The organism is Bacillus thuringiensis (assembly GCF_001455345.1).
GTDB classification, from domain to species: domain Bacteria; phylum Bacillota; class Bacilli; order Bacillales; family Bacillaceae_G; genus Bacillus_A; species Bacillus_A thuringiensis_N.
The window spans coordinates 1,675,143-1,697,871 of record NZ_CP013274.1; the positions used below are offsets into that span (position 1 = coordinate 1,675,143).

The following is a 22,729-nucleotide window of genomic DNA, read 5'->3' on the forward strand; positions in this document are numbered from 1 at the left end:
AAAAAGCTTTATTTTACATAATAAGAGGATGTGTATACGATGTCATTACAGACTAAATATATAGCGGGTATTTCGCTTGGGGTTATGGGAGTAGGTTTTGCGGCTTCTATTCCTTTTCAAGGAACGGTAGCTGGTGAGATTATACAAGGGGGATTTGAAGCTGGGTTAGTTGGTGGACTTGCGGATTGGTTCGCAGTTACAGCATTATTCCGTCACCCGATGGGAATTCCAATTCCGCATACAGCTTTGTTACCTAAAAACCGAAAGAGAGTAACGAAAGGGCTCATCAATACGTTAGAAAATGAGTGGCTAACGAAAGAAAGTATTACGAATAAAGTAAAAGAAATGCAGCTAGCACAAATGGTGCTACAAATTGCAGAGAGAGAAATGCAGTCTGATGCTGTGAAAAAGGGGATTGTAACGATTGCAGAGAAAGCAATTGTTACAATAGATACAGAAAAGTTAGCGGTTGTTATTGAAAAAGAATTAAAAACGTATTTGCATACAATTAATACAAGTAACATATTACAAGTGCTTGTTGATCAATTAGTTGTGCAAGAATATGATGAAAAGACACTTGATTACATATTAGTAAAAGTGAAAGATTGGACAGCGCAAGATGAAGCGCGATACCAGCTCGGAAGCTTAGGTATGAAGGCGATGGAAAACATAAAAGTAGATGGGTTTTTACAGTTTACGTTGAAATCGTTTATGAATATTGTAGATGAAGATAAAATAGGCGGCATTTTGCAGAAGTTTATTATTAGCAATATTAACAGCTTACAAGATGCGGATAATAGCACAAGACAACTTATATTAGCGAAAATTCGCCAAGAAATTATAAATGTAAAAGAAAATGAAGCGTTACTACAAGAATTAGAAAATTGGAAAGAAAAATGGATTGCCAATTGGGATGCTACTGACAAAATTAAAGAGATGCTGAAGCAAGTACAACAAAGAGCAGTTGCTTTTGTAAATAATGAAGAATTTGCTGATAAATATGTTATTCCATTTTTACAAAAACAAATGAATAAAATAAAAGAAGATGAACAGACAGTTCAAAAAATAGAAGATTGGTTACAAAAACAAGTTGTGAATCTTGTTGAGAAGAACCATTCGAAAATTGGTAAGCTTGTACAAGAAAACCTTGATAAGTTAGATGATAAAACGTTAATTGAAATGATTGAAAATAATGTCGGTAAAGATTTACAGTGGATCCGAGTAAACGGGGCTGTTTGCGGATTTATGATTGGATTAGTGTTAGAAGGAATTAAAGCAATTATATGAGAAAAACCTTCCGCAATTGCGGAAGGTTTTTCTTATTTTTCAATAACGCTTATATTTAAATTATAAGCTTTCTCAATATTTAACTTGTACGTACCATTTCCAGTTTTAATTGAATTTTTATACCAATGTTCTTGGTTGTTTAATTCTGGATGCTCTTCTGAAGAAGTATTTTCTTTTTTCGTTAAATCTTCTACTTGTTCCCAAGGTGTGCTTCCCTGTGTTTCTTTTTGATTCGTTACTGCTGTTAAAGATACATCACTCTCTTTTGCAAGATGGACAGACACTCTTGAGCTTTCTTGTACAAACCAATTATTTTGTAATTGACCTGGATAAAGAGATAGTTCGTTATTTGAAGAACGGATTTCCACATTTTTATTTTGCGGAAGAACAAGCGTTGGTTTCACCTGTGGTGCTGAATTAAATAACGTATGCTGAACAGGTAATGATTTTAAAGTAATATACATCGTTTCTCCAGCCGTTTGAACTGAAAGGAAATCATCTTGTTTTAATTTGAGTTTTTCATTTGCTTTCGTCGTCATTTCATAAGTTCCCAAAAGATGAATTTGATTTGTATGATTTCCCTCTATCGTTAGAGGCTGATGTCCTGCATCTACTACGATTTTTTTGATAGATTCAGGTATATCAAATTGTCCGTCTGGAATATTACTCGTTTGCCTCGTTGTGTTAATAGAGTGACGAACTTCTTCTAGTAATCCAGTTGATAATAAACAGTAAAAAGCAATTCCGACGCTTCCTAAAACGCCGATAAAGAAAATACTAAAAATATCATATTTAATAAATGATTGTTCCTTCTTAGAAAATAGCAGGTATAGTAAAATTTCCACGCCAAGTATAATAAGTAAAACAGGCCACCATGCTGTTAAGGAATCTAATACCTCAGTACCTTTTATAACTGAAAATAGTAAGAAGCAACCTAATGCAATAATAGAAAGCCCCATTGAAAATGTTCCAACGCGCCATGTTCTCATTCTTTCGTACCACCTTTGTTTTCTTTATTTCCAAGTAACAATTTAAAGCCGCCACCAATTAAGAGGAGTGCAACGATAGATGTTTGGAAATAGCGATAATATAGCTCACTAAGATGAATGTTAAATATAGTTGCAAAGTAATCATTCAAAATAGGAAGGACTGTTTGATCTAATAAATAATAACCACCGAGTGTAATTAACCCAATACCGATCCATCTTTGATGATTGATAAAATAATCAATGATAGGTTCGTCATTTACACGTTCTTTTCCATACTTTGCAGTTTGCTGTAAAGCGTCAAAAAAGCTATAAAACCAAATGATTGGTACTAAAAATAAAAACGCTGAAAGTCTTAATAAGTCGAGTAAATATATTGAAAGTAAAAAGGCTGCCATAAGCTGAAGACCACGGCGCTGTAAACCTAAATACATATGTCCTGCTCCAGGAAACATTGCTAAAATAGAAGCGAATGTTTTATTTTTCTTTCCTTGTTCACGGTGCTCTTCAAACTCTTCAAAAATAGTACGGTCAACTAATTGCTCACCACGTTCTTTTTTCTGGAGTTGCTGAACAACATCGAAGAAATTATAAATCCATAAAACAGGTAACGTCACGAGAAAGATAAGGAAACTTTCTTGAGATGTTAAAAGGGCAACGAAAATGATCATACTTCCAATTCCTGTACAAGCTACTAAAAATGTAAGTCCACGTTGCATAAGTCCTAATTGGAAATGACCAAGTCCAGGGATGATGGATAGGAGAATGATATAAAATCGCTCGCTCTCTTTAGAGGACTCTGTAAATTCTCCGGCAGCTTGTTTTTTCGATTGATTAATAATCGTAATAACTAAATCTAATAAATTGATGGCCCATAACACGATAAGTAAAAATAGAGAAAGAAAAGCAATATCACGTGCTCCTAATGCTATTGTACAAAATGCTGCAAAGATAAATAGAAATACAGCCCCTCCGCTATATAAAATAAACCGTCCAAACTTCTTTACATATAAATGTCCAAGCCCGGGAATTAGCCCTAATACAAGTGCTAAAAAGGGATTTTTATTCATGCTTTGAACCTCCGTCCTTTTTTGATGTATCTATCGATTTGTTTACAATTTGTTGTGAGATAGAAGACTCGTTATGTTTTGAAGATTTCTCGAAATTTGATGTCGCTGTGAAAATATATTGGAATAAACCACTTACCATAAAAATAATTGTAGCCGCGGTCGCAATTATGTAGTGAATAATTGTGCGTTTTAGTGAGTTTGTTTTTATATTTTCATTAGTTTGTAGCGTTTCAAAATTTATTTGCGTCATAACTTCGTTCATAAATGAATCATCATTTATCATTGGAAGGTTTTCCTGTTGTTCATCAATACTTTCCATATAAAGTGCTAAACAATGATCACATTCATAAAGATGTTCTTCCATAGATTCACGTTCATTGCTTTCTATAAAATCTAATGTATAATTGCGCCAATCTTCTTTTGAATAATGCATCATAGAAACTCTTCCTCCTTCCAATGTTTTTTAATCCATTTTCTTGCCCGATACAGTTTCATTTCGACTGTTTTTACTTCGATTTTTTCCTGCAAAGCAATTTCTTGATAGCTTTTTTCTTCTAAGTAATGTGCGAGAACGACGTCACGGTAATTTTCGGGAAGTTCTCTCAGTTTTTGGGCAATGAGTAATTTTTGCTCTTTCGTCAATAATAAAGCCTCAATATTATGAGAGGATTTTATATTTTCCTCAGTTTCTTTACATAAGGAGAGTTCTTCGTTTTCTCTAGCTTTTTTTCTCTTATAATCAATAGCGTGATTAGTGGCAATACGTGCCATCCACGTTTTTAATCCGCGAAATTGATAATTTGGGAGAGAGGCGTGAATTTTTACGAATACTTCTTGTGTAACATCTTTCGCATCTTCTTCATGTCTTACAATAGAAAAGATAACTTGGAAAATATAGTGACGATATGTTTGCACTAGGATACGAAAAGCATGTTCGCTTCCTTGCTGTGCTTTTTCAATTAATTGTTTTTCCTCAATGGGTCTCTCCCTCCTTTTTGACGCATTCTATTATATAGACGTAAGAAATGACTGGTCACCCTACACATGTTGTAAAAAAAGAATAATATATTTTTAGGAAGGGGGCTATATGAAAAAAGGTGTGAAAAAATGGTAAAGAGAAGTATATAATGAGCAAGTGGGAAATGTTACGGGAAGAAAGGATGTGAATGTTAGTAGGAGAAGGTCCATACTAACAAACATGAAAATTAAAATATTAATAGCAGATGATAATTCTTTCATTAGAGAAGGCATGAAAATTATTTTAAATACATATGAAGAGTTCGAAGTAGTAGATACAGTAAATGACGGGAAAGAAGCAGTGGAATATTGTAAAAAGAATGACGTTGATATCGCTCTATTAGATGTTCGCATGCCAAATCTGAACGGAGTAGAGGCGACGAAGTTCATTTGTGAAGAGACGAAAACGAAGCCGCTTATTTTAACGACGTTTGATGATGATGAATATATTTTGGATGCAGTAAAAAACGGAGCGAAAGGTTATTTATTAAAAAATAATGATCCAGAGCGTATTCGTGATGCGATTAAAGGAGTATATAACGGTCAAACAGTTATGCAAGATGTAGTTCTAGATAAAATTAAGTCTAATTTAATGGAAAGTAAGGAGGAAGAATGTAAAATAGATACAAGTCTTTTTACTGAAAGAGAGCTGAGTATTATCGCATTAATTGCAAAGGGCTTTTCGAATAAAGAAATCTCGAAGCAACTTTTCATATCAGAAGGAACAATTGCAAATTATATTACATCAGTTCTAGGGAAAACTGGACTTGAACATCGTACACAAATCGCGATTTATTATTTGACAGGGAAAGTAGATTAAAGATATGGAATTTTGGTTAATTGTAAGTAAATTAATTGTCTTTATATATATTGTGTTTAGTTACATTTATTTAAATGTAGAGAACTTACCATGGATTATACTTACTTTGCTTTTATATCTTTCTGTAAACGTGCTGATTTCTATATTTAAAAAAGCTACGTACAAAAACATATTAACTTGCGTATCAATTGGTCTAGTTATGTTATTTACATGGAAGATTCATCCGTTTTTTATTTTGTTTTTGCCATTGAACTTATATGAAATTATATTCCGTTATATAGAGAAGAAATGGCAGCTATTTATCATTATGATGATTCCTATTATTTTTACAAATGAGAGCATTCGAATGACATACGGATTAATTGTTGCATTTTCTTTCCTCGTATTAATTATGGCAGAACGGTATATATCGCGCGTATTAAAGCTTGAATCACAAAATGATAAGATGCGAAAAGATATGCAGCGATTGACGAAAAGCTTACATGAAAATAAAGAGTACATAAGGCAATCAGAATACACATTTAAGTTAGAAGAGAGAAATCGACTTTCTCAAGAAATTCATGATAAAATTGGCCACTCGATGACAGGTGCACTCATTCAAATGGAAGCAGCGAAGAGACTAATGGGGATAGATAAAGAAAAATCTGCGGAGTTATTACAAAATGCAATTCATATTTCAAAAGATGGAATTGAAAGCATTCGGGTTACACTAAAAAATATGAAACCACCAACTGAGCAAATTGGTATTCATCGTATGAAATTATTCATAGAGGAATTTGCTGGTAAGCATGATGTGAATATTCCTTTCGTTTATAAAGGGAACTTAGATATGATTTCTCCTATACAGTGGAAAATTATTGGTGAAAATGTTATGGAGGCATTAACGAACGCGATGAAGTATGCTGATGCGACAGTTATTTCAATTGATATTCATGTGCTTAACAAGATGGTGAAAGTACAAGTGAAGGATAACGGAAAAGGTGCGGTTCTCGTTAAGAAAGGTCTTGGGATTATGGGGATGGAGGAGCGAACAGCGTCAGTAAACGGAAAAATTATTGTAGATGGAACAAGTGGTTTTTCAGTAACAATGTTGCTGCCGATATGAGGATGAATCATCTCATATGAAAAAAGTGAATAATCTCATGTGAAAAGAATGAACTTCTGCACTGAGCAGGTTCATTTTTTTTGTTTATACTAAAAGCAGAGAAATCGAAATAGGGGTGAAATGATGAATACATTAGAAATTAAAAATTTAACGAAAAAATTTGGTGATTTCATCGCGGTAGATAATATGTCTTTATCTATTAAAGAAGGAGAAATATTTGGCTTCCTAGGATCAAATGGTGCTGGTAAAAGTACAACGATAAATATGATTGCCGGGTTGTTAAGAAGTAACGAAGGTGAGATTAGCATACTAGGAAAAAATATAAAGAAACATAATCGATTCGCAAAGATGAATATCGGTATCGTTCCGCAAGATATTGCAATTTATGAAGAGTTAACTGCCTATGAAAATGTGAAATTCTTTGCTGGGTTGTACGGATTAAGAGGGGCTGAACTAAAAGCGAGAGTAGAGGAAGCACTTCAATTTGTGGGGCTTAGCGATAAACATAAAAGTTATCCGAAAAACTTTTCAGGCGGGATGAAACGAAGACTGAATATTGCTTGTGCGATTGCTCATAGACCGAAGTTAATTATTATGGATGAGCCGACAGTTGGAATTGATCCACAGTCAAGAAACTACATTTTGCAGTCAGTACGTAAATTAAATGAAATGGGAAGCACGATTATTTATACGAGTCACTACATGGAAGAGGTAGAAGAGATTTGTACGAAAATAGCGATAGTAGATCACGGTAAAGTGATTGCAGAAGGAACGAAAGAGCAGTTAAAAGCAATTATTACCGATACGAAAGATATTTGGATTGAAGTGAAGTCAGTAGAAAATTTAGATATAGAACAGTTAAAAGAGATAAATGGAGTGAAAGCTGTTCAAATTGAAGAGAATGTAATTAAAGTAAACTCGGATGCAGGATTAAATAATTTAAATAAAATTATTCAGCACTTCATCAATCATGACATTGAAATCCGTTCGTTAGAGGAGCAGGCTCCAAACTTAGAAACAGTATTCCTTACGTTGACCGGTAGAAACTTACGAGATAAATAAACGGTAAATGAAGAAAAGGTAAAGGGAGGTTCATCAATTGAACATCTTCAATATTGCAATTATGCATATTAAAAGAGATTTTAGAGACGTAAGAACTTTAGTTTTTATGTTAGCATTTCCGATTGTGCTTATGCTTGTATTAGGAACAGCATTAACAAACGCATTTAATAGTGATAGTCATTCGATTAAAGATATACAAGTGCTATATAAGGATGAAGCAAGTAGCACGTTTTCTCAAGCATTTGAAGCATTTGCGAAAGAAGTTGATAAATCGGGTATTCATTTTAAAAAAGCTTCCGGCAGTATAGATGGGAAGGAAGCGGTGAAGCAAAATAAATATGCTGCTTATGTAGAACTAAAGAAAGATGGTGCGAAATTTTACGGAAGTGACAAAAGTAGTATTGAGGGAAGTATTGTGGAAGGCATGCTAACAACATTTGTTGATAAGTACAATGTAGCAGCCGAAGTTGCAAAAGTTGATCCTAGTAAGGTGAGCGCAGTTATTTCAAATGGAAATCATAATGATTATATAAAAGAAACATCTTTACAAGCTGCGAATAAACCGGGTTCTATGGATTACTATGCGGTTGTAATGACGACGATGATTGCACTGTACGCTGCGATGGGAGCAAGTTTTCTAATTCGAGGCGAACGAATACGTAAAACAGGAGATCGTCTTATTGCTGCACCTATAAGTAAGGCTGAAATTTTCATTGGGAAAGTGCTTGGTAGTCTTGTAGCAAACGCCCTGTGCATATTACTCGTCATGTTATTTAGTAAATTTGTCTTTCAAGCGAATTGGGGCGAACACCTTGGAGTCATATTTCTTATTTTATTAACAGAAGTCTTTCTAGCAATTAGCTTCGGTTTAGGGATTGGATATATGACAAAAACACCTGAAGCGTCTAGAGCAATTATTATGGTGGTAGTGCAATTAGCTTCTATTTTTGGCGGTGCATATTTCGTAATAGAAGAAAATTTCGTTACGAATTTATCACCATTAACGTGGGCAAACACAGCTGTTATGAAAATTATTTATGCGAATGATGTAGGGGCAGCACTACCAGTCATTTCTTTAAACATTGGAATATCAGCACTCTTTTTATTAATTGCAATTATTGCATTACGTAGACGGGAGGGGCTATAGTATGAAAGATATTTTATGGCTCATACAAAAAACGTTATCTGTACTTTTGAAAAATAAAAAAGGGTTAATTATTATTATTAGTTTGCCAATAATCGGGACGCTCATCTCTTTTTCGATATACGGAAATGCAGGGCAAGGAACGTTAAATATTGGGATTGTAAATAAAGAAAATGAGCCGATAGCAAACGATACGATAAAGTTTTTAGAAGGATTAAATCATGTGAATGTGAGTAAGGTTAAGGAGTCTGAAGTAGAGGATAAACTCACTTCTAAAAAACTTGATGGAGTTATTACATTAGCTTCTGGTTTTTCAAAAAGTGTTCGAGAAGGGAAACCAGATCATATTGAAATTGCATCGATTAAAGGTGATCAAGTAACAGGATTTATAAAATCATATTTATACAACTATGTTGATAATGTAGCAGCGATTAGTAAAGTAGCAGGAACAGATCAAAGTGCATTTGATACGATGTACGCAGGGTATCAAAAAAGTTCATTTAAAATGAAAACGGAGACGCTAGAAGATACTTCGAAAAATAAAGATATGACAAATCAAACGATGGGTTATCTTATTATGTTTATGCTGTTTTCAGCAGTGAACTTATCAGGATTTATTTTAAAAGAAAAAGAGAATAGAACGTACTTTAGATTATTATCAACACCAATTGACGGAAAGAAATTTATATTGTCCAACGTCGCGGTAAATATGATGATATTAACATTGCAAATTGTCATTGCAGTATTATGTATGACGAATGTTTTTCACACAAATATTAATATGCCTTTCATAGTAATGATTGGTGTGCTAATGATCTTTGCCTTAATTGCAATTGGTTTATCATTAGTTATTGTGTCGTTCTCAAAAAGTTCAGCGGCTTCAAATGCAATGCAAAATTTAGTGATAGTACCAACATGTTTGCTTGCTGGATGTTATTTCCCGTACGACATTATGCCAAAGGCGGTACAAAAAGTAGCTGATTTTCTTCCGCAGCGTTGGTTATTAGATACGATAGCAAAACTACAACAAGGAATACCGTTCTCAGAATTGTATTTAAACATATTAATTTTATTTGCCTTTGCAATTGCATTCTTCTTAATTGCAATTTATAAATTTGGAAGAAATAATGATGCGAGGAACTTTGTTTAATATAAAAAAGGGTGTGACGTTAAGTCACATCCTTTTTTGTATGAAGCATGAAATCTAAATTTGAATGACAAAATAGAAAGGTGAAAAGAAAACGATCGGAAGGAAATCAAAATGATTAAAAAAATATTTCGAGTTACTTCTATTATTATTGCTATTTTCGTTTTTATTTTAATTTGGATGCATATCGATGTTACTCTCGGCAGGAAAATGGAAGCTGGGAAAAACATGCCGACGGAGTATACCCCTCATTATAGTGATTTTCAATTATATGTAAAAGGGAAGTCGTTTTATAAACAGTTATTTACTGACATAAGAGAAGCAAAGCAATCTATTTACACGTATTTTTTTATTTTGTCGGATGATAAAAGTAGCCATACTTTTTTAAATTTATTAAAAGAGAAGGCAAAAGAAGGAGTAAACGTCTATTTATCAGTTGATCGCATTAATGATTTATCATTTGAAAGAAAGATGATAAATGAATTGCGGGAAAGTGGTGTACATTTTACATATAGTAGAAAACCTGAATTGCCATTCGGATTTTATTCACTTCACCATCGTAATCATCGCCGTATTACGACAATTGATGGAGAGATTGGATATACAGGTGGTTTTAATATAGGAGATGAGTACTTAGGAAAAGATAAGCGATTTGGATATTGGCGTGACTATCATGTGCGGCTTAAAGGAGAAGGAGCAAAAGATTTAGAAGAGCAGTTCGCTTTAGATTGGAAACGAGATACGAAAGAAAATATAAAGAGAAGTACGAATAAAGCTAGTAAAGGGAACACGTTACATACGATGGCCAGTTACAATGGACATTACGTCGCTGAAAAATATGTGAAGTTAATAAATGAAGCGAGGCATTCGGTTGTCATTACGACGCCGTATTTTATAGCGAAAAATAAAGAGTTAATGAACGCTTTAATCACGGCGCAAAAACGTGGAGTTACTGTAAAAATACTGTGGTCATATAAACCAGATATTCCTCTTATTAAAGAGGCAGCGTATCCTTATATTCGTCAAGCTGTTAATAATGGAATTAAAGTATATGGTTATAAAAAAGGAATGTTTCATGGGAAGTTAATGTTAATTGATAATGAATTAACAGTTATCGGTACTACAAACTTTACGGCCCGTAGTTTCTATATAAATGATGAGATGAATTTGTATATTCATGGTGGAACTATCGTATCAGAAGTGAACGAGGCACTAGCGCAAGATTTCCGTGATTCAAAAGAAATGACGAAAGAATTTTTTGAGAAGTTATCGTTTTGGGAGCGTTGTAAGGAGAAGTTGGGGGGATTGGCTGATTTTTATTTATAAAGGTTAATGAAAAGGGTGTCTTTTATAGACACCCTTTTTTAATGAGAAATAACTATTTTTCATGCACAAGCAATGAAGCATCATCATTAATCAACGTTCCCACATGTTCACCTAAGCAAATTCTTTTCATCACTCCAGGCTCATCAAAATTAAAGACGTGTGCTGGTAAATTATAATCACGGGCAAGTAGTAAAGCTGCTTGATCCATGACTTGTATATTTTGTCTAACAACATCATTATAGTTTAGTTTGCTGTACATTTTTGCTGATTTATTATGTTTTGGATCACTTGTAAAGACACCATCTACTCCTTGTTTTGCAACTAATATTGCGTCACTATTCATTTCAATGGCTCTTTGAACACTCGGATAATCTGTCGTCACGAACGGTTGCCCATTTCCGCCTCCAAAGATAACGATATAACCGTTATCTAAATGGTGGACTGCACGCAAGCGAATGTATGGTTCAGCTACTGCATTAAATGGAATGGAAGTCATAACGCGCACTTCTCTATTTGTTTTACTTGTTAAAACGCCGCGAAGCATTAAGCTGTTAATGATTGTACCTAGTGTACCGATATTATCAGCTTCTACGCGATCAATTCCCCATTCTTCAGCTAGATGACCTCTAAAAATGTTACCGCCACCGATGACGATGGATACTTCGATACCTAAATCAACGATGGATAAAATTTCATTTGCGATATGTTCTAATCGTTTGGAGTTAAAGCTATTTCCAGTTTGATCGGCAAGTGCCCCGCCGCTTAATTTAATTAAGACACGTTTATATGACCTCATAACAATTCCCCCTATATAGATCGCAATTAAAAAGGAACAAAGGCGAATGCCTTTGTTCCTTTTTAAGAAAATGAGAAAGAAAAGAAGAAGATAAGACGGATTTTTGTACATAATTTTTCATACTACCGACTCCTTTTCATTTCAATTTGTTGTAAGTATATCTCTTTTTGATTATACGAAACAATCTGATTACTTATCAAGTTTATTTTATCGTTTTTTAACAAAATGGTGTCAATGAAAAAAAGAAGAAAAATATTTGAATTTTTTGTGACGAACTTGTAGGTTTTTGTATGATTTTGTAGGTTCGCTTATAAGATGTGTGAGTAGCTTTTATAAATTCAAATTGAAAGCGTTCGCATGAAGGGGATGAACATAAATGAAAAAATTCGGATTGGCAACACAAATTTTTGTCGCGCTTGTTTTAGGGATTGTAGTAGGGGCAGTCTTTTATGGCAATAAAACGGCGATTTCTTATATCACACCAATTGGGGATATATTTATTCACTTAATTAAAATGATTGTAGTACCAATTGTTATTTCAGCGTTAATTGTTGCGGTAGCTGGTGTAGGAGATATGAAGAAGCTTGGTAAACTAGGCGGGAAGACAATTCTTTATTTCGAAATTATTACGACAATTGCTATTTTAATGGGATTACTTGCGGCAAATATATTCCAACCAGGTACTGGCGTTGATATGAGTAACTTACAGCAAAGCGATATTTCTTCTTATAAACAAACAGCAGATGCAACAGAGAAGAAAGGTTTTGCTGAGACAATTGTTCATATCGTACCGAAAAACGTATTTGAATCTATCTCACAAGGTGACTTATTACCGATTATATTCTTCTCCGTGTTATTTGGTTTAGGAGTTGCGGCAATTGGAGACAAAGGAAAGCCTGTCTTTAACTTTTTTGAAGGTGTACTCGAAGCAATGTTTTGGGTTACAAATCAAGTTATGAAGTTTGCGCCATTTGGTGTATTCGCATTAATTGCTGTTACGGTTGCAAAATTTGGTGTAGCAACACTACTTCCTTTAGGAAAACTAGTGCTAGCTGTATACGTAACTGTTATACTATTCGTTGTGATTGTATTAGGTATTAATGCACGAATGGTTGGCGTAAACATTTTTACGTTAATAAAAATTTTAAAAGAAGAACTTATTCTTTCATTTACGACAGCAAGTTCAGAAGCTGTTTTACCTAATATAATGAGAAAAATGGAAGAGTTCGGTTGTCCAAAGGCAGTTGCCTCTTTCGTTATTCCGACAGGTTATACATTTAACTTGACTGGATCGGCTATTTATCAAGCGTTAGCGGCATTGTTTGTTGCACAAATGTACGGTGTGCACATGTCACTGACAGAGCAAATAACGTTATTATTCGTTCTCATGTTAACATCCAAGGGTATGGCGGGAGTTCCAGGTGCATCGTTCGTTGTTGTATTAGCAACGTTAGGTTCAATGGGGTTACCACTAGAAGGTATCGCGTTAATTGCGGGAATTGACCGCATTTTAGATATGATTCGCTCATCTGTCAATGTATTAGGAAATGCATTAGCGGCCATTGTTATGTCGAAGTGGGAAGGCGAATTCGATAATGAGAAAGCAAAACAATATGTAGAAACAGTCAAAGAAACAAAAGCAGCATAAGAAATCGTTAAGGAGTGAATAATCATGGCAACATTAACTGAAGTTAAAAATGGTGTTCGAATTGAAAAAGATTTTTTAGGTGAAAAAGAAGTACCAAACTATGCATACTACGGCGTACAAACAATGCGTGCAGTTGAAAACTTCCCAATTACAGGATACAAAATCCATGAAGGTTTAATTAGAGCATTCGCAATTGTAAAAAAAGCAGCAGCACTTGCTAATACAGATGTAGGAAGATTGGAATTGAACAAGGGTGGCGTGATCGCAGAAGCTGCTCAAGAAATTCTTGATGGAAAATGGCACGATCATTTCATCGTAGATCCAATTCAAGGCGGAGCAGGTACTTCAATGAACATGAATGCAAATGAAGTCATTGCCAATCGTGCTCTTGAATTATTAGGAATGGAAAAGGGAGACTATCACTATATTAGTCCAAATAGTCATGTAAATATGGCGCAATCAACAAACGATGCATTCCCAACGGCGATTCATATCGCAACATTAAATGCATTAGAAGGCTTATTACAAACGATGGGTTATATGCATGATGTATTTGAATTAAAAGCAGAACAGTTCGACCATGTTATTAAAATGGGTCGTACACATTTACAAGACGCTGTGCCAATTCGCCTTGGACAAGAATTTAAAGCGTATTCTCGCGTACTTGAACGTGATATGAAACGTATTAAGCAATCACGTCAACATTTATATGAAGTAAATATGGGAGCAACTGCAGTTGGTACAGGCTTAAATGCAGATCCAGAATATATTGAAGCGGTTGTAAAACATTTAGCTGCAATTAGTGAACTACCACTTGTTGGCGCAGAAGACTTAGTAGATGCGACGCAAAATACGGATGCATACACAGAAGTATCTGCAGCACTTAAAGTATGTATGATGAATATGTCTAAAATTGCGAATGATCTTCGCTTAATGGCATCAGGTCCACGTGTTGGTTTAGCAGAAATTATGTTACCAGCTCGTCAACCAGGTTCATCTATTATGCCAGGGAAAGTAAACCCTGTTATGCCAGAGGTAATTAATCAAATTGCGTTCCAAGTAATTGGTAACGACCATACAATTTGTCTTGCTTCAGAAGCAGGTCAATTAGAATTAAACGTTATGGAACCAGTACTAGTTTTCAACTTACTTCAATCAATTAGCATTATGAATAACGGTTTCCGTGCCTTTACAGATAACTGCTTAAAAGGAATTGAAGCGAATGAAGATCGCTTAAAAGAGTATGTTGAGAAGAGTGTAGGAATTATTACAGCCGTGAACCCTCATATCGGTTATGAAGCAGCAGCTCGCGTTGCGAAAGAAGCAATCGCGACTGGGCAATCCGTTCGAGAACTTTGTGTGAAAAATGGTGTACTGTCACAAGAAGACTTAGAATTAATTCTAGATCCATTCGAAATGACACACCCAGGGATTGCAGGAGCAACTCTTTTAAAGAAAAATTAAAAGAAGAGGGGGGACAAGCCCCTCTTTTTTGTTTACAATATAGAAATGCTATATATGAATAGAGGTAGGGATGTTATGAGCAAGTTTACAGTAGCTTCTAATGGTTCATTAGAAACGACATTAAGAGGAGTAGAAGTATTATCAACACCACTTTTAAATAAAGGGGTCGCTTTCACGCAAGAAGAAAGAGAAGAATTAGGTTTAAAAGGGTTATTACCGCCAGCAGTTTTAACATTGGAAGAACAAGCACGCCGAGCATACGAACAATTTTGTTCTCAGCCGGATGATTTATTAAAGAATGTATACTTAACAGCGTTACATGATCGAAATGAAGTATTATTTTATCGTATTTTAACAGATCATTTACGCGAAATGTTACCAATCGTATATACACCAACTGTTGGTGTAGCGATTCAAAGATATAGTCATGAATATCGTAAACCACGTGGTGTGTATTTATCAATTAACGATCCGTCAGGTATTGAAGAAGCGTTCGCCAATATCGGTGCAACAGCAGAAAATATTGATTTAGTCGTTGTAACAGATGGAGAAGGTATATTAGGAATTGGTGACTGGGGCGTTGGTGGTATTAACATCGCAATCGGAAAATTAGCTGTTTATACAGCCGCAGTTGGAATCGATCCTAGCCGCGTATTACCGGTAATTTTAGATGTAGGTACAAATCGTGAAGAATTATTAGACAATCCATTTTATATTGGAAATCGTCACCCTCGTATAACAGGTGAAGCTTACGATGAATTTATTGATACATTTGTTCAAGCAGTAAATAAACAATTCCCGAAAGCACTTCTGCATTGGGAAGATTTCAGTTCTCGTAACGCACGAAAAATTTTAGATAAATATCGCCATGACGTGTGTACGTTTAACGATGATATTCAAGGTACAGGTGCAGTTTCACTTGCCGCAGTATTATCGGCAGTGAAAGCTTCTGGTGTGCCACTGAGTGAACACCGCGTTGTTGTGTTTGGCGCTGGTACAGCTGGAATCGGTATCGCAGATCAAGTAAGAGATGCAATGGTTCGCGTAGGTGTATCAGAAGAGGAATCATATAAGCGTTTCTGGTGTATTGATCGTAATGGATTAGTTACAGATAACATGGAAGATCTTCTTGATTTCCAAATTCCGTATGCAAGAAAAGAAGCGGAAGTAAGTGAGTGGAAGCAAAATGATGTAATCGGACTTGCTGAAGTTGTGAAGCATGTGAAACCGACAATTTTAATTGGTACATCAACTGTTGCAGGCGCATTTAAAGAAGAGATTATTAAAGAAATGGCTTCTCACGTAGAAAGACCAATCATTTTACCAATGTCGAATCCGACGCCACTTGCTGAAGCAAAACCAGCAGATTTAATCGAGTGGACAGAAGGAAGAGCGTTAGTTGCAACAGGAAGTCCATTTGAACCAGTTACATATAACGGTGTAACGTATGTGATTGGACAATCAAATAATGCACTTATTTTCCCAGGGCTTGGACTTGGAACAATTGTAGTACGTGCAAGCATCATGACGGACGGAATGTTTGCAGCAGCAGCTGAAGCAGTTGCAAGTATGGTAGATACAAGTCAACCAGGAGCACCTATCTTGCCAGAAGTTGAAGAGTTACGTAATATCTCCGAAATGGTAGCAATTGAAGTAGCGAAAGTTGCTGTTGCAGAAGGCGTTGCTAGAGAAAACTTAAGTGATAACGATATCAAGATTGCAGTGAAAGAAGCAATCTGGGAGCCTGAGTATCGCCAAATAAAAGCGGTAGAAAAGGTTACAATATAGAAATAAAGCCCGTTTATAATATAAGCGGGCTTTCACTTTTATTACCGAAAAAAGTATAGGAAGTGGCAGCTTTGAATTGGAATCAATTATGGAAGAAAGATATATCTCTTTTAATTATATTAATGGTTGTTGTTCCGATTGCTGGAGAGCTTAATTTTCATCCTTTTAATGATACGTTTCGCGTTAGCTTTGGGACACCGCTTTTCTTCTTTTTATTACTATTTTTAAGAAGAATACCAGCAGCGGCTGCAGGTATTCTTGTCGGTATATGTGTCGTTTTATTCCGCGTATGTCTTGACTGGGTCATGCAAGGTTCATTTCATATGACAGAATCATTTTATTTGCGCTATCCTGTGTTTTTTTATTATTTTATTTATGGAAGTCTTTTTTCACTTTGTAGGGTGAATAAGTTCCATCAGAATCCAATCGTTATTGGATGCCTTGGGATTACAATTGAAATTATCGCAAGTATGTCTGAACTAGCGATTTATCATATAGTCGTGCTCGGTACAACGATAACAGTTTCTGAATTAAATAAACTTATTATTATTGCTATTTTCCGTAGTTTCTTTGCACTTGGCTTTTTAAATATGATGAATTTATATGAAACGAAATTAAAAGAATCACAAGTACGAAAAGAAAATGAAAAAATGTTCATGCACTTGTCCAATTTATATGTAGAATCTGTTCATTTGAAAAAAACGTTACAAAATGCAGAATTAATTACACAAGAAGCGTATCAATTATATCGGAATTTACAAGTAAGCGATAATTCGAATGGTAAAACAGCATTGAAAATAGCAGGAGAAGTGCATGAAATAAAAAAGGATAATCAAAGGATTTTTGCAGGATTATCTAAACTTTTATTAGATAAAAATGTGGCTGAGTATGTAGAAGGACATGAGCTTACAGAAATGATTGTAAGAATAAATGAAAAGTATGCTGAAATGCTAGAGAAAGATATACGTTTTTCTAAACATATAGAAGGTGAGCACGCTGCATATCACGTGTATACAGTGCTATCAATCTTTAATAACTTAGTTGCGAATGCAGTAGAAGCAATTGAAGATAGAGGTCTCATTCGTATTAAGTTATATAAACGAGATCAACATGTAATCTTTGAAGTAATTGACGATGGCCCTGGTATAACGCAAAAGTATAAGAAATTAGTATTTAAGCCCGGGTTTACTTCTAAGTATGATCAAACAGGAACACCGTCAACAGGCATTGGACTTTCTTACATACACGAAATGGTAACAGAGCTTGGCGGAGAAGTAAGGTTAGAAGACAATGAAACTGAAAAAGGGTGTAAGTTTATCGTTTGTTTACCGGAGTGCAGCTTAAAGCGGGAAGGGGAATAGGTTTGTTTTATTATATCGTAGATGATGATGAAGTTTTCCGTTCGATGCTTTCGCAAATTATTGAGGATGGCGATCTTGGGGAAGTAATTGGAGAATCGGAAGATGGAGCTTTTGTTGAAGCAGAACAGCTGAATTATAAAAAAGTGGATATTTTATTTATTGATTTACTCATGCCAATGAGAGATGGCATTGAAACAGTTCGCCATATAGCATCTTCATTTACTGGGAAAATTATTATGATTTCCCAAGTTGAATCGAAACAGCTCATTGGTGAGGCATATACACTTGGTGTGGAATATTATATTACAAAACCACTAAACAAAATAGAAGTAGTATCTGTTGTACGAAAAGTGATAGAACGTATTCGTTTGGAACGTTCTATATATGACATTCAAAAATCATTAAATAATGTGTTTCAGTGGGAAAAGCCGCAAATGCGTAGTGAAACAGTGCAAGAAGGGAAAAAGATATCAGATTCAGGACGCTTCTTACTATCAGAACTCGGTATTGCGGGAGAGAACGGAAGTAAAGATTTACTTAGTATGCTGGAATATTTAAATGGACAAGAAAAGGCGCAAACATTTGAATTTGGATTTCCTGCGTTGAAAGATATTTTTCACCAAATTACACTGAAAAAATTAGGGGAACTAGCTTCAGAGGCAGATATAGAGAAGGAGAGAAAAGCATCTGAACAACGTGTAAGAAGAGCGATTTATCAATCATTGAACCATTTAGCTTCTCTTGGACTAACAGACTTTTCAAATCCGAAATTTGAAAGCTATGCTCCGAAATTTTTTGATTTCACTGTAGTGAGAAAACGGATGACAGAAATGACGAAAGATGAACTCGCATCTTCTGGTCATACGCGAATTAATACGAAGAAGTTTATTCAAGTGTTGTATTTTGAGGCGAAGAGGTTGATGGAGATAGAGTGAAGAAGATGCTTATAAATAAGCATCTTTTTTTGTTAAATCAACATTTTATATTTTCTCGTGGAGCATGTAAAATGTTAAGTAAGAGAAAATGGTTTTACATTAAAGAGGTGTCAAAACAATGAGTTTTACATTAAATAAATCAATCATTAAAGAAGTATGCGGAGAGACCTCATATAAAAGAGGCGAAGCTTATTATAAAGCAAATAAAGTAATCGTGAATCATTATGATGAAAATAAAGAAATTTGCGAGGCGACGGTAAAAGGGAACGAGGATTTCCATGTTACAGTAGAAAAAGCTAAAAAAGGTGAGGTTGTTGCGAGATGTAGCTGTCCTTCGTTAGCGTCTTTTCAAACGTACTGTCAACATGTTGCAGCCGTACTAATACAAATAAATTATAATCAGCAAACGGGTGGAATGGGCTCTGTTAGTAGCAGCAATGATCAATTAACAAACGGGATGTTTCAGCTGTTTGCAGACAAACCACTGAGACCAAAAAGTAAACAACATCGTTTTGATACACGTGAAATATTAGATGTGGAGTTTATATGTTCACCAGTAGCGACGAAAAGCGGTGGGGCTCTTCTTGGAATTCAATTGAAACTTGCCAAAGTGTATTTCATAAATCATATTAGAGAATTTCTTTCTAAAGTGGAGAAAAGAGAAACTTTTCATTGTTCCAATGAATTTATATACACGCCAGATGTACACAGTTTTAAACAAGAAACAGACGCGATTATACAACAACTCATTAAAATATATCATAACGAAAAAATGTATGAAGATGCACTAGAAGTACATGCGAAACAAGATGAAAGTATGATATTTATACCGCCAGCTTCGTGGAATGATATGCTCTCTTCACTTTCTAGAGCCGAGTATGTACAGCTGAAACAAAATGAGCAACTGTTTCATGGCTTACAAATTTCAAAAGGTTTATTGCCATTACATTTTGAGTTCACGAAAGGGAATAATGGCGGGTTTACACTTCATATAGCCGGCCTAAATCGTGTTCAAGTTATGGAGATGTATAACAACGCTCTTTACGATGGGAAATTATATCATTTACCTATGGAAGATTGTATGCGACTTATTGAACTACAAAAGATGATGAGTCGCTCAAATAGCAATCAGTTTTATATTCCTGAAACTAAGATGGAACATTTCGTAGCGAAAGTTGTCCCTGGATTAATGAAGCTTGGAACAGTGCGCATTGATGAAGTAATATCAGATCGTGTTGAAACGCCGTCGCTAAAAGCAAAACTATATTTAGATCGAGTGAAAAATCGTTTGTTAGCAGGTCTCGAATTTCATTATGGAAACGTCGTGATTAATCCGCTAGAAGAGGACGGACAGCCGTCTGTTTTTAATCGTGATGAGAAAAAGGAAAAAGAAATTTTAGACATTATGAGTGAAAGTGCCTTCGCGAAAACAGAAGGTGGTTATTTTATACATAATGAAGAGGCTGAGTATAATTTTTTATATCATGTCGTTCCAACGTTAAAAGGTTTAGTTGATATTTATGCGACGACAGCAATCAAATTACGAATTCATAAAGGGGATACAGCTCCTCTTATTAGGGTGAGAAGAAAAGAAAGAATTGATTGGTTGTCATTTCGTTTTGATATAAAAGGAATACCGGAAGCGGAAATTAAAGGTGTATTAGTTGCTCTTGAAGAGAAACGCAAATATTACCGATTAGCGAATGGTTCTTTATTATCACTAGAGAGTAAAGAGTTTAATGAAATTAATCAGTTTGTAAAAGAATCAGGTATTCGAAAAGAATTTTTACATGGGGAAGAAGTGAACGTTCCGCTTATTCGGAGTGTAAAATGGATGAACGGACTTCACGAAGGTAATGTTTTAAGTTTAGATGAATCTGTTCAAGATTTAGTGGAAAGCATTCAAAATCCGAAAAAATTAAAGTTTACGGTGCCACAAACTTTACATGCTGTAATGAGAGAGTATCAAGTATACGGATTTGAGTGGATGAAAACGCTCGCCTATTACCGTTTTGGCGGTATTTTAGCAGATGATATGGGACTTGGAAAAACGCTGCAAAGTATTGCTTATATAGATTCTGTTTTGCCTGAAATTCGAGAGAAGGAGCTACCTATATTAGTCGTTTCACCGTCCTCGCTTGTTTATAATTGGTTTAGTGAATTGAAAAAATTCGCCCCGCACATTAGAGCAGTTATTGCAGATGGAAATCAGACAGAGCGGCGGAAAATCCTAAAAGATGTAGCGGAATTTGATGTCGTAATTACGTCATATCCATTACTGAGAAGAGATATAAGATCGTATGCGAGGCCGTTTCATACACTATTTCTTGATGAAGCACAGGCGTTTAAAAATCCTACAACGCAAACTGCAAGAGCAGTGAAAACAATTCAAGCTGAATATCGTTTCGGACTAACGGGAACGCCTGTAGAAAATTCATTAGAAGAACTATGGTCTATCTTTCATGTCGTATTTCCAGAATTATTACCAGGAAGAAAGGAATTTGGTGATTTAAGGAGTGAAGATATTGCGAAGCGCGTAAAACCTTTCGTATTAAGACGATTAAAAGGGGACGTATTACAGGAGCTTCCAGATAAAATAGAGCACTTACAGTCATCGGAATTATTACCAGATCAAAAGAGACTATATGCTGCTTATTTAGCGAAGTTAAGGGAAGAAACGTTAAAGCATTTAGATAAAGATACGTTACGTAAAAATAAAATTAGAATATTAGCTGGCTTAACGAGGTTGAGACAAATTTGTAATCATCCCGCGTTATTCGTTGATGATTACAAGGGGAGTTCAGCTAAATTTGAGCAACTGCTAGACATACTAGAGGAATGTAGAAGTACTGGTAAGAGGATTTTAATCTTTTCTCAATTTACGAAGATGCTGTCCATTATTGGTCGTGAGTTAAATCGTCAAGCGATTCCATACTTTTATTTAGACGGAAATACACCTTCGCAAGAACGAGTAGAGCTATGTAATCGGTTTAACGAAGGAGAGGGCGATCTATTTCTTATTTCCTTGAAAGCTGGCGGTACTGGACTTAATTTAACTGGTGCAGATACGGTAATATTATATGATTTATGGTGGAATCCAGCTGTTGAACAACAAGCGGCTGATAGGGCGTATCGAATGGGACAAAAAAATACAGTACAAGTTATTAAATTAGTAGCACACGGAACAATTGAGGAAAAAATGCATGAACTGCAAGAGAGTAAGAAAAATTTAATCGCTGAAGTGATTGAACCGGGAGAAGAGAAATTGTCATCGATTACGGAGGAAGAAATACGAGATATTTTAATGATTTAATATAAAAAAGCTATGCCTTCGAATTTATGAGGGCATAGCTTTTTTGTTGTAATAATTATATTTTGTTTTGTACAAAGTAAAGAAATCAAATGTTATTTAAATTACTTCTTTGTACCTTTACTTTTGTATGGTTTGGCAGCTGCCTTTTTCTTTGCACTTGATTGCCAACGGTTCCATCCTTTACTTCCTGTACCTTGTCCTACACCTTTTTTCGGTTTTGCTTTCGTTTTACTCATATGATCACTCCGTTATATAAAAATCTTATTTGATAATAGTCAATGATTTAGAAAATACTCTTTATAAATGACTATGTTTGCTTTAAGTAAAAAAAACTGCTTGAATGCTATAGTATATCATGAATTTGCACGTAAACTGAAAGGAATTAAAAAGAAAATGAAAATAATACGAAATACTGCGGATTCTATATTTCGAACGATTACATTAATCGTTGTATATATGT

The 22,729-nt window shown here is 35.0% G+C and carries 19 protein-coding genes; 13 read left to right on the forward strand and 6 right to left on the reverse strand.

Translation table 11 applies throughout. The features are described 5' to 3' along the window. Window positions 1-39: 39 nt before the first annotated feature. Window positions 40-1,287: a DUF445 domain-containing protein gene (locus ATN06_RS08980; protein ID WP_060630337.1), complete on the forward strand. Its 1,248-nt coding sequence runs from the start codon at window positions 40-42 to the stop codon at window positions 1,285-1,287. A 32-nt stretch (window positions 1,288-1,319) separates the two neighbouring features. Here ATN06_RS08980 and exsE read toward each other — a convergent pair whose 3' ends face one another. From exsE to ATN06_RS09000, 4 genes are read right to left on the reverse strand one after another with little or no spacing between them, the layout of a single operon-like run. Further along, window positions 1,320-2,276, reverse strand: coding sequence for an exosporium protein ExsE (gene exsE, locus ATN06_RS08985; protein ID WP_060630338.1), 957 nt, complete (start codon window positions 2,274-2,276; stop codon window positions 1,320-1,322). After that, entirely contained in the window at window positions 2,273-3,343 is a 1,071-nt protein-coding gene (locus tag ATN06_RS08990; protein ID WP_060630339.1) for a hypothetical protein, read from the reverse strand. Before ATN06_RS08990 ends, exsE begins: the two co-directional genes overlap by 4 nt. Further along, on the reverse strand, window positions 3,336-3,779 hold the full coding sequence (locus tag ATN06_RS08995) for a hypothetical protein (RefSeq protein WP_060630340.1): 444 nt from the start codon (window positions 3,777-3,779) through the stop codon (window positions 3,336-3,338). Before ATN06_RS08995 ends, ATN06_RS08990 begins: the two co-directional genes overlap by 8 nt. Next, the gene (locus ATN06_RS09000; protein WP_234415826.1) at window positions 3,776-4,258 is read right to left on the reverse strand and encodes an RNA polymerase sigma factor; all 483 of its coding nucleotides are present in this window, start codon (window positions 4,256-4,258) and stop codon (window positions 3,776-3,778) included. The genes ATN06_RS08995 and ATN06_RS09000 overlap by 4 nt, the downstream gene beginning before the upstream one ends. 283 nt (window positions 4,259-4,541) lie before the next feature. On the opposite strand from ATN06_RS09000, the gene ATN06_RS09005 reads away from it, so the two are divergent. From ATN06_RS09005 to cls, 6 genes are all read left to right on the forward strand, one after another. Further along, a complete protein-coding gene (locus tag ATN06_RS09005) occupies window positions 4,542-5,180 on the forward strand; it encodes a response regulator transcription factor (RefSeq protein WP_060630341.1) in 639 nt (212 codons plus the stop codon). Window positions 5,181-5,184: 4 nt separating this feature from the next. Continuing rightward, entirely contained in the window at window positions 5,185-6,285 is a 1,101-nt protein-coding gene (locus ATN06_RS09010; protein WP_029440819.1) for a sensor histidine kinase, read from the forward strand. Between the two features lie 123 nt (window positions 6,286-6,408). Further along, window positions 6,409-7,347, forward strand: coding sequence for an ABC transporter ATP-binding protein (locus ATN06_RS09015; RefSeq protein WP_029440820.1), 939 nt, complete (start codon window positions 6,409-6,411; stop codon window positions 7,345-7,347). Window positions 7,348-7,384: 37 nt separating this feature from the next. Beyond that, complete coding sequence (locus ATN06_RS09020; RefSeq protein WP_060630342.1) at window positions 7,385-8,494, forward strand: ABC transporter permease; 1,110 nt, start codon at window positions 7,385-7,387, stop codon at window positions 8,492-8,494. Window position 8,495: 1 nt separating this feature from the next. Further along, window positions 8,496-9,641 carry an ABC transporter permease gene (locus tag ATN06_RS09025; protein ID WP_060630343.1) on the forward strand — a complete coding sequence of 382 codons (1,146 nt, stop codon included), beginning with the start codon at window positions 8,496-8,498 and terminating at the stop codon, window positions 9,639-9,641. Between the two features lie 111 nt (window positions 9,642-9,752). Beyond that, a complete protein-coding gene (gene cls / locus ATN06_RS09030; protein WP_060630344.1) occupies window positions 9,753-10,964 on the forward strand; it encodes a cardiolipin synthase in 1,212 nt (403 codons plus the stop codon). A gap of 52 nt (window positions 10,965-11,016) precedes the next feature. Here the strand turns inward: cls and pyrH are convergent, their stop codons facing one another. Next, window positions 11,017-11,760 carry a UMP kinase gene (pyrH, locus tag ATN06_RS09035; RefSeq protein ID WP_060630345.1) on the reverse strand — a complete coding sequence of 248 codons (744 nt, stop codon included), beginning with the start codon at window positions 11,758-11,760 and terminating at the stop codon, window positions 11,017-11,019. A 376-nt stretch (window positions 11,761-12,136) separates the two neighbouring features. On the opposite strand from pyrH, the gene ATN06_RS09040 reads away from it, so the two are divergent. From ATN06_RS09040 to ATN06_RS09065, 6 genes are all read left to right on the forward strand, one after another. Beyond that, window positions 12,137-13,408: a cation:dicarboxylate symporter family transporter gene (locus tag ATN06_RS09040; RefSeq protein WP_060630346.1), complete on the forward strand. Its 1,272-nt coding sequence runs from the start codon at window positions 12,137-12,139 to the stop codon at window positions 13,406-13,408. A gap of 24 nt (window positions 13,409-13,432) precedes the next feature. Continuing rightward, entirely contained in the window at window positions 13,433-14,872 is a 1,440-nt protein-coding gene (gene aspA / locus ATN06_RS09045; RefSeq protein ID WP_060630347.1) for an aspartate ammonia-lyase, read from the forward strand. Between the two features lie 75 nt (window positions 14,873-14,947). Next, window positions 14,948-16,660: an oxaloacetate-decarboxylating malate dehydrogenase gene (malS, locus tag ATN06_RS09050; RefSeq protein WP_060633113.1), complete on the forward strand. Its 1,713-nt coding sequence runs from the start codon at window positions 14,948-14,950 to the stop codon at window positions 16,658-16,660. Between the two features lie 62 nt (window positions 16,661-16,722). Continuing rightward, window positions 16,723-18,021 carry a sensor histidine kinase gene (locus ATN06_RS09055; protein WP_088115978.1) on the forward strand — a complete coding sequence of 433 codons (1,299 nt, stop codon included), beginning with the start codon at window positions 16,723-16,725 and terminating at the stop codon, window positions 18,019-18,021. Window positions 18,022-18,023: 2 nt separating this feature from the next. Further along, complete coding sequence (locus ATN06_RS09060; RefSeq protein ID WP_060630349.1) at window positions 18,024-18,956, forward strand: response regulator; 933 nt, start codon at window positions 18,024-18,026, stop codon at window positions 18,954-18,956. Between the two features lie 118 nt (window positions 18,957-19,074). Then, window positions 19,075-22,269, forward strand: coding sequence for a DEAD/DEAH box helicase (locus ATN06_RS09065; protein ID WP_060630350.1), 3,195 nt, complete (start codon window positions 19,075-19,077; stop codon window positions 22,267-22,269). Between the two features lie 101 nt (window positions 22,270-22,370). Here the strand turns inward: ATN06_RS09065 and ATN06_RS09070 are convergent, their stop codons facing one another. Beyond that, a complete protein-coding gene (locus ATN06_RS09070; RefSeq protein ID WP_000047588.1) occupies window positions 22,371-22,505 on the reverse strand; it encodes a DUF3934 domain-containing protein in 135 nt (44 codons plus the stop codon). Window positions 22,506-22,729: the final 224 nt, after the last annotated feature.

Bases quoted from the DNA above. Each gene is read 5' to 3' on its own strand.
- ATN06_RS08980 (WP_060630337.1), top strand. From the start codon at position 40: ATGTCATTACAGACTAAATATATAGCGGGTATTTCGCTTGGGGTTATG.
- exsE (WP_060630338.1), bottom strand. From the start codon at position 2,276: ATGAGAACATGGCGCGTTGGAACATTTTCAATGGGGCTTTCTATTATT.
- ATN06_RS08990 (WP_060630339.1), bottom strand. From the start codon at position 3,343: ATGAATAAAAATCCCTTTTTAGCACTTGTATTAGGGCTAATTCCCGGG.
- ATN06_RS08995 (WP_060630340.1), bottom strand. From the start codon at position 3,779: ATGATGCATTATTCAAAAGAAGATTGGCGCAATTATACATTAGATTTT.
- ATN06_RS09005 (WP_060630341.1), top strand. From the start codon at position 4,542: ATGAAAATTAAAATATTAATAGCAGATGATAATTCTTTCATTAGAGAA.
- ATN06_RS09010 (WP_029440819.1), top strand. From the start codon at position 5,185: ATGGAATTTTGGTTAATTGTAAGTAAATTAATTGTCTTTATATATATT.
- ATN06_RS09015 (WP_029440820.1), top strand. From the start codon at position 6,409: ATGAATACATTAGAAATTAAAAATTTAACGAAAAAATTTGGTGATTTC.
- ATN06_RS09025 (WP_060630343.1), top strand. From the start codon at position 8,496: ATGAAAGATATTTTATGGCTCATACAAAAAACGTTATCTGTACTTTTG.
- cls (WP_060630344.1), top strand. From the start codon at position 9,753: ATGATTAAAAAAATATTTCGAGTTACTTCTATTATTATTGCTATTTTC.
- pyrH (WP_060630345.1), bottom strand. From the start codon at position 11,760: ATGAGGTCATATAAACGTGTCTTAATTAAATTAAGCGGCGGGGCACTT.
- ATN06_RS09040 (WP_060630346.1), top strand. From the start codon at position 12,137: ATGAAAAAATTCGGATTGGCAACACAAATTTTTGTCGCGCTTGTTTTA.
- aspA (WP_060630347.1), top strand. From the start codon at position 13,433: ATGGCAACATTAACTGAAGTTAAAAATGGTGTTCGAATTGAAAAAGAT.
- malS (WP_060633113.1), top strand. From the start codon at position 14,948: ATGAGCAAGTTTACAGTAGCTTCTAATGGTTCATTAGAAACGACATTA.
- ATN06_RS09065 (WP_060630350.1), top strand. From the start codon at position 19,075: ATGAGTTTTACATTAAATAAATCAATCATTAAAGAAGTATGCGGAGAG.
- ATN06_RS09070 (WP_000047588.1), bottom strand. From the start codon at position 22,505: ATGAGTAAAACGAAAGCAAAACCGAAAAAAGGTGTAGGACAAGGTACA.